At 68.7% G+C, this 13,982-nt stretch carries 13 protein-coding genes and 1 riboswitch; of the genes, 5 read left to right on the top strand and 8 right to left on the bottom strand.

What is annotated here, in order from left to right:
- Positions 1-59 precede the first annotated feature (59 nt).
- On the top strand, positions 60-2,993 hold the full coding sequence (locus BMY35_RS39045) for a DUF4132 domain-containing protein (protein ID WP_093195839.1): 2,934 nt from the start codon (positions 60-62) through the stop codon (positions 2,991-2,993).
- Complete coding sequence (locus tag BMY35_RS04670) at positions 2,990-4,174, top strand: MFS transporter (protein WP_093195838.1); 1,185 nt, start codon at positions 2,990-2,992, stop codon at positions 4,172-4,174. The genes BMY35_RS39045 and BMY35_RS04670 overlap by 4 nt, the downstream gene beginning before the upstream one ends.
- Here BMY35_RS04670 and BMY35_RS04665 read toward each other — a convergent pair.
- A complete protein-coding gene (locus BMY35_RS04665; protein ID WP_177213575.1) occupies positions 4,146-5,003 on the bottom strand; it encodes an alpha/beta hydrolase in 858 nt (285 codons plus the stop codon). The genes BMY35_RS04670 and BMY35_RS04665 overlap by 29 nt on opposite strands.
- The gene (locus tag BMY35_RS04660; protein WP_093195837.1) at positions 5,000-6,511 is read right to left on the bottom strand and encodes a M20 family metallopeptidase; all 1,512 of its coding nucleotides are present in this window, start codon (positions 6,509-6,511) and stop codon (positions 5,000-5,002) included. Before BMY35_RS04660 ends, BMY35_RS04665 begins: the two co-directional genes overlap by 4 nt.
- A gap of 95 nt (positions 6,512-6,606) precedes the next feature.
- Here BMY35_RS04660 and BMY35_RS04655 point away from each other — a divergent pair, with 95 nt between their 5' ends.
- On the top strand, positions 6,607-7,377 hold the full coding sequence (locus BMY35_RS04655; protein ID WP_093195836.1) for a DUF72 domain-containing protein: 771 nt from the start codon (positions 6,607-6,609) through the stop codon (positions 7,375-7,377).
- 110 nt (positions 7,378-7,487) lie between these two features.
- On the opposite strand, the gene BMY35_RS04650 is transcribed toward BMY35_RS04655, so the two are convergent.
- Positions 7,488-8,009, bottom strand: a complete 522-nt coding sequence (locus tag BMY35_RS04650; protein ID WP_093195835.1) for a bactofilin family protein — start codon at positions 8,007-8,009, stop codon at positions 7,488-7,490.
- A gap of 115 nt (positions 8,010-8,124) precedes the next feature.
- Here BMY35_RS04650 and BMY35_RS04645 point away from each other — a divergent pair, with 115 nt between their 5' ends.
- The gene (locus tag BMY35_RS04645; protein WP_093195834.1) at positions 8,125-9,066 is read left to right on the top strand and encodes an ion transporter; all 942 of its coding nucleotides are present in this window, start codon (positions 8,125-8,127) and stop codon (positions 9,064-9,066) included.
- On the opposite strand, the gene BMY35_RS04640 is transcribed toward BMY35_RS04645, so the two are convergent.
- From BMY35_RS04640 to BMY35_RS04625, 4 genes are all read right to left on the bottom strand, one after another.
- Entirely contained in the window at positions 9,011-9,598 is a 588-nt protein-coding gene (locus BMY35_RS04640) for an IMPACT family protein (protein WP_093195833.1), read from the bottom strand. The genes BMY35_RS04645 and BMY35_RS04640 overlap by 56 nt on opposite strands.
- A gap of 22 nt (positions 9,599-9,620) precedes the next feature.
- Positions 9,621-10,211 (bottom strand): methionine biosynthesis protein MetW, encoded by a 591-nt coding sequence (metW, locus tag BMY35_RS04635; RefSeq protein ID WP_093195832.1) that lies wholly within the window; start codon positions 10,209-10,211, stop codon positions 9,621-9,623.
- On the bottom strand, positions 10,208-11,371 hold the full coding sequence (locus BMY35_RS04630) for a homoserine O-succinyltransferase MetX (protein ID WP_093195831.1): 1,164 nt from the start codon (positions 11,369-11,371) through the stop codon (positions 10,208-10,210). The genes metW and BMY35_RS04630 overlap by 4 nt, the downstream gene beginning before the upstream one ends.
- A gap of 176 nt (positions 11,372-11,547) precedes the next feature.
- On the bottom strand, positions 11,548-12,111 hold the full coding sequence (locus BMY35_RS04625) for a TMEM165/GDT1 family protein (protein ID WP_093195830.1): 564 nt from the start codon (positions 12,109-12,111) through the stop codon (positions 11,548-11,550).
- A gap of 17 nt (positions 12,112-12,128) precedes the next feature.
- Positions 12,129-12,306: riboswitch (yybP-ykoY riboswitch) on the bottom strand.
- A 273-nt stretch (positions 12,307-12,579) separates the two neighbouring features.
- On the opposite strand from BMY35_RS04625, the gene BMY35_RS04620 reads away from it, so the two are divergent.
- Positions 12,580-13,107 carry an RNA recognition motif domain-containing protein gene (locus BMY35_RS04620; RefSeq protein WP_093195829.1) on the top strand — a complete coding sequence of 176 codons (528 nt, stop codon included), beginning with the start codon at positions 12,580-12,582 and terminating at the stop codon, positions 13,105-13,107.
- A gap of 85 nt (positions 13,108-13,192) precedes the next feature.
- Here the strand turns inward: BMY35_RS04620 and BMY35_RS04615 are convergent, their stop codons facing one another.
- Positions 13,193-13,978, bottom strand: coding sequence for an SDR family oxidoreductase (locus BMY35_RS04615; protein WP_093195828.1), 786 nt, complete (start codon positions 13,976-13,978; stop codon positions 13,193-13,195).
- Positions 13,979-13,982: the final 4 nt, after the last annotated feature.

Here is a 13,982-nt window from a genome sequence, read left to right as displayed (position 1 = left end):
TTTTTTTGCCCCGCGCGTGTTGGCCGACAATCCCTGCGGCATCAACGGAGAGCAATGGCATGGCGGGCAGTCGCAAGTCGAAGGAAGAAGAAGAGAAGAAAGAGGGCGGCCTGGACGCGCGACCCGACGGCAAGGTGCGGTGGTCCAAGGCCATGCGCGAGGCGCTCGCGCGGTTCAACGACCGGCCCTGCGGCCAGTGCGGCGGCTCGCTCTCCGACGAGCGCAGCCTGGCCGACAGCCTCGACTTCTTCCGCCGCCACCGCTCCAGCTTCTATCCGCCGCGCGCCGCGCGGCTGCGCATGCTCGAGATGCACGGCGCCGCGGCGGCGGAGTTGCTCTTCGAGCCCTCGCCGCACAAGGAAGCCGTTACCGATCTGCTGGCCATCCATGACGCGGAGGTGGTGCGCTTCTTCGTGGCCCAGGTCAAGCAGATCGACTGCAAGAACGCGCTCGTCAAACAGGCGGCCCGCTGGCCTCTTTTCGTGCTGCGCGAGCTGCTGTCGGCGAACCCGGCGCGGCACCAGGCCGGCGCGGCGCTGATCCTGGAGCTGCTGGCCGCAAACCCCGAGTGGCAGAAGCCGCTCGAAGCCTCCTGCGACGAGGCCCAGCGCAAGACGCTCGCGCGGCTGCAGGAAGACAGCTCCGGCGGCGTGGCCGATGCCCCGGCCGATACCTGGCCCGCGCTGCTGCGCCGCCCGCCATGGAAGAACCGGCAGGCGCTGCCCGTCATCCCGGTGCTGGCGCTGCAGCCGCTGCCTCCGGTGGCGCGGCTGCACTGGGCCGACCTGAAGCCGCCGCAATACCTGCAGGCCACGGGCGAGTCGTCCGACTGGATGGCGCGCGAAGTGCGCGTCTCGCGCGAGCGCTCGGACCAGTGGATGAAGGAGTTCGCGCGCAACCAGCCCGATGCCCCCGACTCGATCCGCGAGGGCGGCAGCGCGCACAAGGCACTGTGGATGCTGGGCCTGCGCCCCGAGCTCATCGACGACACGATCGCCGGCCGCCACGAGATCGCCGGCCCCGAGGACTTCGGCCAGCTGCCGGGCTCGCGCTGGGGCGTCGCCGAATACATCTGGCAGCTGCCCGCGCCGCTGGCCGTCGCGGCGTTCACGCACGGGCCGGCCGTCGAGCACTTCATGGGCGACGTGGCGCGCGTGCGGCCCATCCTCCATGCCCTCGGCGCGGATGCGCTGCCAGGGCTGCCGCGTTTCCTCAAGCAGGGCTCGCGCGCGATGTTCGAGCTGGCGTCGGTCATCGAGTGGGATCCGCTCGCCGGCTGGATCGCCAAGGGCTTCCACACCAACCGCTGGGTGCGGCGCGAGGCGACCGGCTGGCTGGAGCGCTATCCGGATGCGGCCGCGCGCGGCCTCGTTCCCATCGCGCTGGGCGAGCCCGGCCCCGCGCACGAATCGGCCCAGGCCGCGCTGCGCTGGCTGCACGACACGGGCCACGCCGACGCGGTGCGCACGCAGGCGCTCGCCTACGGCGCCGAAGCCGCCGGCGCGGTGACGCAGCTGCTGTCCATCGCACCCGAGGACGTGCTGCCCGACAGCCTGCCCGTCGTGCCGAAGACGCTGCCCCTGCAATCGCTGCCCCGCCTGATCCTCAAGGAAGGCGGCCTCGCGCTGCCGCAGGCCGTGGTGCCCGACGTGCTGATGGCGATGATGCTCGGCAAGGCCGACGCACCCTATCCGGGGCTCGCCCCGCTGCTGGACGCGCTCGCGCCCGACTCGCTGGCGCGCTTCGGCCGCGCTCTGCTGGCCTGGTGGATCGGCAACGGCCGGCCGCCCAAGGAACGCTGGATGTTCGCGCTGCAGGGCCGCCTCGGCGACGGCGAAACCGCGCGCCAGCTCTACAGCCTGCTGCGCCAGTGGCGCGCGGGGCTCGACCGCGTGCGCGCCTACGACGCGATGGCGATGCTCGGCGAGATCGGCAGCGACGCCGCGCTGATGCACCTGGCCGAGCTCTCACGCCAGACCCGCTACGACGACCTGCGCACCCGCGCCGACCGCATGCTCGGCGAAGTGGCCGAGCAGCGCGGCCTGAGCCTCGACCAGCTGGCCGACCGCACCGTGCCCGACCTCGGCCTCGACGCCCGCGCGCGGCTCACGCTCGATTTCGGCTCGCGCAGCTTCGAGGTGCGCATGGACGACGGCTTCCAGCCCGTGGTGCACGACGCCAGGGGCAAGGCGCTGAAGACGCTGCCCAAGGCCGGCGCGAACGACGATGCCGGCAAGGCCGCCGCAGCGGCCACCCAGCTCAAGGAACTGCGCAAGCTCGCGAAGACCGTCGCCGCCACGCAGATCAGGCGGCTGGAGACCGCGATGTGCGCGCAGCGGCGCTGGGGCCCCGACGAATTCATGCCCTTCTTCGCCAACCACCCGGTGCTGCGGGTCTTCAGCCGGCCGCTGGTCTGGGGGCTGTTCGACGCATCCGACAGGCTCCAGGGCACCTTCCGCGTCACGGCCGAAGGCGAACTGACGGACCTTCACGACGACCCGGTGAAGCTGCCCGACGACGCGCGCATCGGCCTGCCGCATCCGCTGGACTTCGCCGCGCTCGACGCGTCGCTCGCGGCCGCATGGGCCGCCGTGCTGGCCGACTACGAGATCCTGCAGCCCTTCGAGCAGCTGGGGCGCCAGTCCTTCATGCTCGACGAGGCGCTGCGCGAACGCCGCGAGCTTGCGCACTGGGCCGGCCGCGCGGTGTCGAACGCCGCCCTCATGGGCCTGGAAACGCGCGGCTGGCAGCGCGAGGTGGGCGACGGCGGCATGGTGAACAGCTTCAACAAGGCGCTGCCCGGCAGCGGGCGCATCTGCCTCGTGCTGGAGGAGGGCTGGTTCGTGCAGGACAGCCCCGACGGCAAGGAACTGCAGACCGTGCGCGGGGTAGTGCTCGACGGCAAGGAAGGCACGCTCGGCGAGCTGCCGCCCATCGCCTTCAGCGAGATCGAGCGCGACCTGCAGCGCGCTATACGGGAGACTGCGCCATGAACCGCAACCTGTGGCTGCTCGCCATCTGCCAGGGCCTGCTGCTGACGAACAACGTCACCTTCATCGCCATCAACGGGCTGGTGGGCCTGGCCATCGCGCCGCACGGCTGGATGGCCACGCTGCCGGTGATGAGCTACGTGATCGGCGGCGCGCTCTCCACCGGGCTGGTGGCGCGCACGCAGCAGCGCTTCGGCCGGCGCGGCTCGTTCCAGACCGGGCTGGCGGTGGCGCTGGTGTCGGCCCTGCTGTGCTGCTTCGCCGCAGTCACGAGGAACTTCTGGCTGCTGTGCTTCGCCACGGTCATCGCGGGCTATTACAACGCCAACGCCGGGCTCTACCGCTTCGCCGCGGCCGAGCTGGCGGCGCCGGAGTGGCGCGAGAAGGCGGTGTCGATGGTGATGGCCGGCGGGCTGATTGGCGCCGTGGCCGGACCCAACCTCGCGAAGGCCACGCGCGAGGCTTTCGCCGTGCCCTTCGCCGGTGCCTACATCGCACTGGCCGCGGTGGCGCTGCTGTCGATGGCGGTGATGCACTTCATCGAATTCCCGCCCGCGCCCTCGCGCAAGGAATCGGGCGGCGGGCGCTCGCTGGCGGAGATCGCGCGGCAGCCGGTGTTCGTCGTGGCGGCCGCGGCGGGCGCGCTGGGCTACGGCGTGATGAACCTGCTGATGGCCGCGACGCCGATCGCAATGCAGATCTGCAGCCTGCCGTTCTCCGACGCCGCGCTGGTGCTCGAATGGCACGTGATCGGCATGTTCGCGCCGGGCTTCTTCACCGGCCACCTGATCCGCCGCTTCGGCGTGCTGCCGGTGATGGGCGCGGGGCTGCTGCTCAACCTCGGCTGCATCGCCATCGCGCTCTCGGGCGTGGAACTGCATCACTTCATCGTGGCGCTGTTCCTGCTGGGCGTGGGCTGGAACTTCCTCTTCACCGGCAGCACCACGCTTTCGCTCACGGCCTACGCGCCCGAGGAGCGCGACCGCGCGCAGGGCGCGCTCAACTTCTGCGTGTTCGCCACGCTGGCGCTGACCTCGTTCGCCTCGGGCGTGCTGGTGACCACGCAGGGCTGGCGGCTGCTGAACTTCGGCTCGCTGGTGCCGGTGGTGCTGACGGGCGCGGCGCTGCTCTGGCTGGCGCGCCGCATGCGCGCCGTCAGGCCAGCGGCGGAAAGCGCCGGTTGAGCCAGCGCTGCAGGGCTTCGAAGACCGGATCGGCTTCGAGCTCGTTGAAGATCTCGTGGTACAGCGTGTCGAAGCAGTGCGCCTCGACCTTGCCGCCCGGCGCGGCGGCCGCGGCGAAGGCACGGCTCGCGGCGGGCCGCACGAGGCGGTCGTCGCCGGCGTAGAGCAGCAGCGTCGGCACGGGCCAGTTCGGGGCCTGCCGCAGCACGGTCTCGCCTTCGTACGCGAGGAAGCGCGCGAGGCGCCCGCCGATGCGGTCGTGCGTGAGCGGATCGTCGCGGTAGGCCTGCACCACGGCCGGATCGTGCGAGAGGAAGTTGTCGTCGAGGCCGTTGCCCACGCGAAGGCCGGGCGCGATGCGCGGCAGCACCGCGAGCAGCATCTTCTGGAAGCCGCTCAGGCCCGGGTCGAGCCCCGGCGAGGACAACACCAGCGCGTTGACATGCCGCACGCCGCGCGCGACGAGGCTCGCCACGACCAGCCCGCCCAGGCTGTGGCCCAGCAGCACCACCGGCAGGCCGGGGTTCTCGCGGCGCGCGTCGTCGATGACCAGCGCGAGGTCGTCCACCAGCCGCAGTTCGCTCGGCAGGCCGCCGCGCGGGCCGCTGGATTCGCCGTGCCCGTAGTGGTCGTGCGCCCACACCGCGAAGCCCCATTCGTGCAGGCATTCGGCCAGCCCGTGGTAGCGGCCCGCGTGCTCGCCAAGCCCGTGGACCACGACGACCACGGCACGCGCCAGGCCGGGCGCCGGCAGCCGGCGCAGTGCGAGCGTCTCGCCGTCGGGCATGGACAGCGACACGCGCTGCGGCAGAGGCAGCGCCTCGCTCAAGCGGCCACCGGCTCCGATGCTGCTGCGCGGTGCGCGGCCGGCAATGCGGCGATCACTTCGGCCACGGCCGCGGTGAGCTTCTTGGCGTAGGGCACATGCAGGAACTCGTTGGGGCCGTGCGCGTTGCTCTTCGGGCCGAGCACGCCGCAGACCATCATCTGCGCCTTCGGGAAGCCGGCGCTGAGCATGTTCATCAGCGGAATGGTGCCGCCCTGGCCGATGTAGCCGCAGGAGGCGCCGAAGTGCGCGCGCGAAGCCTTGTTGAGCGCGTCCTCGAACCACGGCGTGATGGTGGGTGCGTTCCAGCCGGTGGCGCCGCCGTTGCTCTCGAAGGTCACGCGGGCCTGGTAGGGCGCGTTGTCCTCGAGCAGCGTCTTGAGGTTCTGCACCGCCTCGGCCGCGTCGACCAGCGGGGGCAGGCGCAGCGACAGCTTGAATGCGGTGTAGGGACGCAGCACGTTGCCCGCGTCCTTCAGCGCCGGGAAGCCTTCGGCGCCGGTCACCGACAGCGTGGGCTTCCAGGTGCGGTTGAGCAGGGCCTCGACCGGGTCGGTGGTGGTGGGCAGCGCGAACACGGTCGAGCCGCCGCAGTCGTAGTGCGCCCACGGGAAGCGCTTGTAGACCTCTTCGCCGAGGATGGCGGCGGTGGCCTTGGCCTGCGCCAGCCGGTCGGCCGGTACTTCGCAGTGGAAGCTCGCGGGCAGCAGGCGGCCGGTGGCGCTGTCTTCCAGGCGGTCGAGCACCTGCCGCATGATGCGGAAGCTCGAGGGCACGAGGCCCGAAGCGTCGCCCGAGTGGATGCCTTCGGTCAGCACCTCGACCTTGAGCGTGCCGCTGGCCATGCCGCGCAGCGAGGTGGTGAGCCACAGCTGGTCGTAGTTGCCGGCGCCGGAGTCGAGGCAGATCACCAGCTCGACGTTGCCCAGGCGCGGACGCAGCGCGTCGACATACGGCAGCAGGTCGTAGGAGCCGCTTTCCTCGCAGGTCTCGATCAGGCCGACGATGCGCGGGTGCGCCGCGCCCTGGCTCTTGAGCGCCTGCAGCGCGGCGATGCTGGCGTACACCGCGTAGCCGTCGTCGGCGCCGCCGCGGCCGTAGAGCAGGCCGTTCTCGTACTTGGGCGTCCAGGGACCGAGGTCGTTGCGCCAGCCGGTGAACTCAGGCTGCTTGTCGAGGTGGCCGTACATCAGCACGGTTTCGCCCATGTCGGTGCCGGAGGCCGGCACTTCGAAGAACAGCACCGGCGTGCGGCCCTCGAGGCGCACGATCTCGAGCTTCAGGCCCTCGACCTTCTGCGCCTCGACCCAGGCGGCGGCGTTGCGCAGCACGGTCTCGAGGTAGCCGTTGGCCGACCAGTCCTTGTCGAAGCCGGGCGACTTGGCGGGGATGCCGATGTAGTCGGTGAGTTGCTTGACGATGTCGCCGTCCCATCGGGCGGTGACGTCGGACAGGGCGCGCTCGGCGTCGAGCGTGCCGGCGGGCATTTCGCGGTGCAGGGGGGCGTTCATCGGTGGGTTCTCCGCGGGTGACGAAAGAAAGGACGCATTTTGCGCCTTGGAGCGACCGCGCGTAGAGTGCGGGCGATCTCAACCCGGAGGGCCACGTGAGCAAGGCAAACATCAAGGTGGGCATCGGCGGCTGGACCTACGAGCCCTGGCGCGACAACTTCTACCCCAAGGGACTCGCGCACGCCAAGGAGCTGAACTACGCGAGCCGCAAGGTCAGCGCCATCGAGATCAACGGCACCTACTACAGCACCTTCAAGCCCGAGACCTTCCGGAAGTGGCACGACGACACGCCCGACGACTTCATGTTCTCGATGAAGGCCTCGCGCTTCGCGACCAACCGCAAGCTTCTTTCGGGCGCGGGCGATTCCATCAAGCGCTTCATCGACAGCGGCGTGGCCGAGCTGGGCGACAAGCTGGGGCCGATCGTGTGGCAGTTCATGCCGACCAAGCAGTTCGATGCGGAGGACTTCGAGGCTTTTCTCGCGCTGCTGCCGAAGAAGGAGGGCAGCCGCGTGCTGCGGCACGTGATGGACGTGCGGCACGAGAGCTTCATCGTGCCCGCCTACAAGGCGCTAGCGAAAAAGTACAAGGTGTCGACGGTGTTCACAGACGCCGACAAGTTTCCGTCCTTCGAGGAACCCGAAGGCGATTTCGCCTATGCGCGGCTCATGATGGCCGACGCCAAGCTGAAGACGGGCTATGCGCCGAAGGCGCTCGACACATGGGCCGAACGCGCGCAGGGCTGGGCCGTGTCGCCCAAGAAGCGCGACGTGTTCGTCTACTTCATCAACGGCGCCAAAGAAAAGGCACCGGCCGCGGCCGGTGCCTTGCTGGAGCGTCTTGGCTGGACCCCGCCTGCCGTGTAAGGAAAGAGCGCCTGCGGGCGCAGCCGGGCCGCTCCCAGGGCGGCCCGCGCCTCCCCCTCGGGGGTGGAGTTACACGCAGCGAAGCGGAGTGAAAAGCCGGGGGGCCGACTTCAGGCAGCAGCTTGGAGAGTGGTCTTGGCGCCAAAGCCGATCTCGCCGGAGATCTGGCCGCCTTCCTCGATCACGATCTTGCCGTAGCGGATCTTGCCGGTGACCTTGCCGGTCGAGTGGATGACGAGCTTCTCGCGCACGGTGAGGCTGCCGTCGAACACGCCGCGGATCTCGGCGATGTCGATCTCGGCCGAGCCCTTGAACGCGCCCTGTTCGGCGATCTGCATCAGGCGCGAGTCCATGGTGGCTTCGACCAGGCCTTCGACCACGAGCGTGTCGCAGTCCGTGATCTCCACGCCCTTGAGCTTGATGTTCGGGCCGACGGTGAGCTTGCTGCCGCCTTCCTTCGCCGGCGCGTTCGCCGCCGCAGCATTCAGGCCGCCTTGCTGTGCGGTGAGCGAAGAGGGATTGACGGGGGTTCCGGAGAGGTTGGTGCCCGAGCCGACGAGCGGCGCGGGGCGCGATGTCAACGAGTCGGTGTCTCGATCACGCTTGCCGAAGAAGGGGGACTGTGTAGCCAAAGGGGAGCTCCTCAAGAAAGGGGACTATCGTAAGAACGCACTCACGGCCTGCGGCACTTCATTGCGCAATAAGCGTAACTGAATAAGTCGATCGCGCACATGACAATGTGGCGCCATGACCCGTCCGAACGCCGCATCTCCTTCCGACACGCACGCTTCGCGCGCCATCTCGTCCACCACGGACTCGCGCTTCGACAAGCCCGCGCACGGCTGGCGGCGCACTCTCTTCACGGTGATCTTCGAGGCCGACACGCGCGCGGGCCTGATGTTCGACCTGGCGCTGATCGCGGTGATCGTGACCAGCGTGCTGGTGGTGATCCTGGACAGCGTGCAGTCCATACGCGAGCAGTGGCGCTCGGTCTTCAACGTGCTCGAATGGGTCTTCACCATCCTCTTCACGCTGGAGTACATCGCGCGGCTGTGCTGCGTGAACAAGCCGCTGCGCTATGCGCTGAGCTTCTACGGCGTGATCGACCTGCTCGCGCTGCTGCCGACCTTCCTCGTGGTCTTCGCGCCGGAAATGGGGCTGGGCTACCTCATCGACGTGCGCGTGCTGCGTCTGCTGCGCGTGTTCCGCATCTTCAAACTATCGCGTTACTCGGCGGAGTACCGCGCGCTGGTGTCGGCGGTGGCGGCGAGCCGGCGAAAGATCACCGTGTTCGTCGGCTTCGTGATCCTGGTGGTGCTTGTGATGGGCACGCTGATGTACGTGGTCGAGGGGCCGCAGCACGGCTTCACGAGCATTCCGGTGGCGATCTACTGGGCGATCTCGACCATGGCCACGGTGGGCTTCGGCGACCTCGTGCCCAAGACCGACCTGGGCCGCGCGATCGCCTCGGTGATGATGCTCGTGGGCTGGGGCGTGCTCGCGGTGCCGACCGGCATCGTGACCGCCGAGATGGCGCGACGCGGCGCCGACGACGAATCTGCCGCGGTGCCGCTGGCTCCGCGCGGCATTCTCGCGATAGCGGAGCCGGCACCCGCGGTACCGGCGAAGAGGCTCACTCCTGCAGCCAGGCGACGCGCCCTTGCGCAGCATCGCCGAGGCGCGCGATGAAGACATCGGCATCGGGCTCGGGCAGCGAGAAGGCGAAGGCCACGTCGTCGCCGTGCTCCACGGCCTCGAGCACCGCGCCGGCGGCCGCGAGTTCGCGCCGTACCAGTCCTTCTAGCGCATAGGGCACCGAGCAGCGAAGGCTTCGCTGGCGCCGCAGCGGCACCAACGTGGCGCCGAGCAGGGCCTGCGCGACCGCATCCGTGTAGGCCCGCACGAGGCCGCCCGCGCCGAGCTTCACGCCGCCGAAGTAGCGCACCACGGTCGCGAGCGCGCCTTCGACCTGCTGGTGGCGCAGCACTTCAAGCATCGGCCGTCCCGCGGTGCCGCCGGGCTCGCCGTCGTCGTTCGCGGCCGACTGGCCGCCGGCCATGAGGGCCCAGCACACGTGCGCGGCCGCAGGGTGCTCGGCGCGAAGGGAGGCGACCACGGCCAGTGCCGCGGCGCGATCGGCCACAGGCTGCACGCAGCCGATGAAGCGGCTCTTCTTGATGACGAGCTCGCTGTGGACCGGCTGTGCGAGCGTGAAGCTCATGCGGCGGTGCGCTTCACGGCGATCAGCCGCCGCCGCGCTCGAACTTGAAGACCGCCGTGCTGGCGCGCGCGTTGGGCAGCCAGCGCACGTCGCGGCCGTCCTGCAGGCCGAAGGCGTCGAGGATGCGCAGGTTGTTCTTGCCGGCCAGCACCTCGAAGTCCTTGAAGGTGCCCACGCGGATGTTGGGCGTGTCGTACCACTGGTAGGGCAGGCGACGGGTGACGGGCATGCGCCCGCGCGCCACGCTCATGCGGTTGGGCCAGTGCGCGAAGTTGGGAAAGGCGACGATGCCGATGCGGCCCACGCGCGCGGTCTCGCGCAGCATCACCTCGGCGTTGCGCAGGTGCTGCAGCGTGTCGATCTGAAGCACCACGTCGAAGGAGGCGTCGTCGAACATCGCGAGGCCTTCGTCGAGGTTGAGCTGGATCACGTCGACGCCGCGGCGGATGCACTGCAGCACGTTGCCGTCGGCGATCTCCACGCCGTAGCCGGTGCAGCCGCGCTCGCGCTGAAGCATGTCGAGCAGGGCCCCGTCGCCGCAGCCGAGGTCGAGCACGCGCGAACCCTGGGGCACCAGTTCGGCGATGAGTCTTTGGTGTTCGAGGTCGCTCATTGCTGGAACTCCTTGGCGACGCGGTCGAAGTAGGAGCGCACCACGCCCATGTAGCGCACGTCGTCGAGCAGGAAGGCGTCGTGGCCGTGGGGTGCGTCGATCTCGGCGTAGCTCACGTTGCGGCGGTTGTCGAGCAGGGCCTTCACGAGTTCGCGGCTGCGCGCGGGGGAGAAGCGCCAGTCGGTCTTGAAGCTCACGAGCAGGAACTTGGCGGTGGCCTGTGCCAGCGCGGTGCTGAGCTTGCCGCCGTGGCTGCGCGCAGGGTCGAAGTAGTCGAGCGCGCGGGTGATCAGCAGGTAGGTATTGGCGTCGAAGTATTCGCTGAACTTGTCGCCCTGGTAGCGCAGGTAGCTCTCGATCTGGAACTCGACGTCCTGCGTGGAGTAGCGGTAGTCGGCGCCTACCACCTCGCCCTCGACAGCGCTGCGCAGGATTCGGCCGAACTTGGCGTTCATCACGTCGTCGCTGAGGTAGGTGATGTGGCCGATCATCCGCGCGATGCGCAGGCCGCGCTTGGGCACCACGCCGTACTCGTAGAAGTGGCCGCCGTGGAAGTCGGGGTCGGTCACGATGGCGCGGCGCGCCACTTCGTTGAAGGCGATGTTCTCGGCCGTGAGGTTGGGGGCGCTGGCCACCACGACGGCGTGGCGCACGCGCTCGGGGTACTGCAGCGTCCACGAGAGGGCCTGCATGCCGCCCAGGCTGCCGCCCATGACGGCGGCGAGCGTCTCGATGCCGAGCGCATCGAGCAGAGCGGCCTGTGCGTCGACCCAGTCCTCGACCGTCACCACGGGGAAGTCGGCGCCGTAGACACGGCCGGTGGCGGGGTTGACGTGCATCGGGCCGGTCGAACCGAAGCAGGAGCCGAGGTTGTTGACGCCGATCACGAAGAAGCGGTCGGTGTCGACCGGCTTGCCCGGGCCCACCATGTTGTCCCACCAGCCTTCTGAACGCGCCTGGCCCTGGTAGACGCCCGCGACGTGGTGCGAGGCGTTGAGCGCATGGCACACGAGCACGGCGTTGCTGCGCTCGGCGTTGAGGGTGCCGTAGGTTTCGTAGGCGAGCGTGTAGTCGCTGATCGATGCGCCGCTGCGCAGGGCCAGCGGGCCTGCGAACTGCATCGACTGCGGAGTGACGACCAGAGGTGGTGACGACGACATGAATGAAAAAACCCGGCCTCGCCAAAAACGAGCCGGGTCTGCCGCGCCTGTCTTTAGCTGGATTTATAAAGCGCCCGCAAGCTGAAGCAAATCGGCGCAGGGCAAGTATAGCCCCCAGGTTTCGCGCACTGCTTGTCGCTTCGTCAACCCCCTTGGAAAGGGGGCCGGGTTTGCTTTTATATGCCGACGATCATGAGGACGCCGAGCACCAGGAAGATCGCTGCGGAGACGCCGTGCACGAGCTTGATCGGCACGCGACGCACGATCTTCTCGCCGAGCCACACCACGGGCGCGTTGGCCAGCATCATGCCGAGCGTGGTGCCCACGACCACCCAGAAGTAGTCGTGCGTGAAGCGGGCTGCAAGCATGACGGTGGCGATCTGGGTCTTGTCGCCCATCTCGGCGAGGAAGAAGGCGATCACCGTGGTGCCGAAGACGCCGAACTTCGATGTGCCGGGGGCATCGTCGTCGTCCAGCTTGTCGGGGATGAGCATCCAGACGGCCATGGCGATGAACGAGCCGCCCAATATCCACCGCAGCACCTCGGGCCCGAGCCAGCGCGTGAGGTAGTTGCCGACGGCGCCCGCCAGCGCGTGGTTGATGACTGTGGCGGCGAAGATGCCGAGGACGATGGGCCAGGGTTTCCTGAAGCGGGCGGCGAGCAGGAGGGCCAGGAGCTGGGTCTTGTCGCCCATTTCCGCGAGCGCGACGACGCCCGTTGCTACGAGAAAAGCTTCCATGATGACGTGGGGTTCCTTGGGCCGAAGGACGCAATTGACCGTGCAACACCTTCGGCCATATTCCCGAAGTTGCACGGTCAAAGGTCTCGCCAGGTGTGTTCACTGCACGCGCCATATCCTGGTGGGACAGGACAAGTCTGTTGACGCGGGCCCTTCTCGCAGATCGGAAGGCGGCTACTCCCCAATGACGGGCGGAATTCTACATGGACGCACGGATGTAGGGCGAAGGACCTCGCTCAATCATGCAAGTAGGCACTAGCTTTCGAATAGTTTTGACAGGTGCTACCTCAAGAAGCAAATTCCCGCTTGCAATTCGGATATTTCACCCATAATGCACGAGCCTCCCTCTTCAATTTGGTCGGGGGGCAGTTCGGTGATCGGTCAGTTTCGCGCGACTCGACGGCTCTCGTTTGAGTGATGCTTTCGGGACTCCATCGCTTTTCTTGATGTGTTTATAGGAGTCCCTTGATGGGCAACAAACTGTACGTCGGCAACCTGCCTTACTCGGTGCGCGACGGAGATCTCGAACAAGCCTTCGGGCAGTTCGGCGCAGTGACCAGCGCCAAGGTCATGATGGAACGTGACACCGGCCGCTCGAAGGGCTTCGGCTTCGTCGAGATGGGCAGTGACGCGGAAGCACAGGCCGCAATCAACGGCATGAACGGCCAGCCCCTGGGTGGCCGCAGCGTCGTCGTCAACGAAGCACGCCCGATGGAAGCACGTCCCCCGCGCAGCGGTGGTGGCGGCTACGGCGGCGGCGGTGGTGGTTATGGCGGCGGTGGTGGCGGTGGCTACGGCGGCGGTGGTGGCGGCTACGGTGGTGGCGGTCGCTCCGGCGGTGGCGGCGGCTACGGCGGCGGTGGCCGCAGTGGCGGCGGCGGCGGTGGTGGCGATGGCGGTTTCCGCAGCCCCTACGGCGCTGGTCCCCGTGGCGGCGGCGGTGGCCGTTCGGGCGGTGGCGGCGGTGGTTACGGCGGCGGCAACAGCGGCTACTGAACCCTGCACACTCCAGAAAAGCACACATAGAGAAAAGGCTCCTTTGGGAGCCTTTTTCAATAGTCGATCCAGTCGCAGCCGGCGCTCAGGCTTCGCCGCTCCGCTTCTTGCGTTCGCGCCCCTGCACCGCGCGGTCGAGCACGGCGTTGGGCAGCATGCGCATGATCTTGGCGACCACGCCCATCTGCCAGGGAATCACGCGATAGCTGGTGCCGGCCTCGATGGCACGCAGCGCCTGGGCGGCGAAATCTTCCGCCTTCATTAGAAAGGGCATGCCATAGCGGTTGCCCTGCGTGAGCGGCGTGTCGATGTAGCCCGGGCAGAGGGTGACGACCTTGACGCCGCTGTTGTGCAGTTCGCCGCGCAGGCTCTCGCAGTACGCCACCACGCCGGCCTTGCTGGCGCAGTAGGCGCCATGCCCCGGCAGCCCTCGGATCGAAGCCACGCTGCCGATGCCCACCAGCCGCCCGCTGCCGCGCTGGACCATCGCCCGCACGAAGGGATGAAAGGTGGCCATCAGGCCCACGTTGTTGGTCGCGAAAGTGCGCGCCATCACGTCGATGTCCTCGCGCTCCGCGGTATCGACGCCCACGCTGATGCCGGCATTGGCGATCACCACGTCGGGCAGCCCCTGCTGCTCGATGCAGGCCCTGCCGGCGGTGACGATGCTGTCGGTCTGCGCCACGTCGGCACCGTAGACGCGGTAGCGGTCCGCGTCCAACTGGCGGGCGCTCGCCCATGCCTCGATTTCTCCCGTGCGCCGGGCAACCAGCGCCAGGCGGTACCCCGCGTCGTAGAAGCTCGCGGCCAGCGCCTGGCCGATGCCGCTGGAGGCGCCGGTGATGAAGACGAGCGGGGAGCCGTTGGCCATGAGA

Origin of the sequence: Variovorax sp. YR750 (assembly GCF_900109805.1) — a bacterium.
In the GTDB taxonomy this organism is placed as follows: Bacteria; Pseudomonadota; Gammaproteobacteria; order Burkholderiales; family Burkholderiaceae_C; genus Variovorax; species Variovorax gossypii.
The sequence above is the reverse complement of the archived record's forward strand: the minus strand, read 5'-3'. Positions and strand labels throughout refer to the sequence as shown.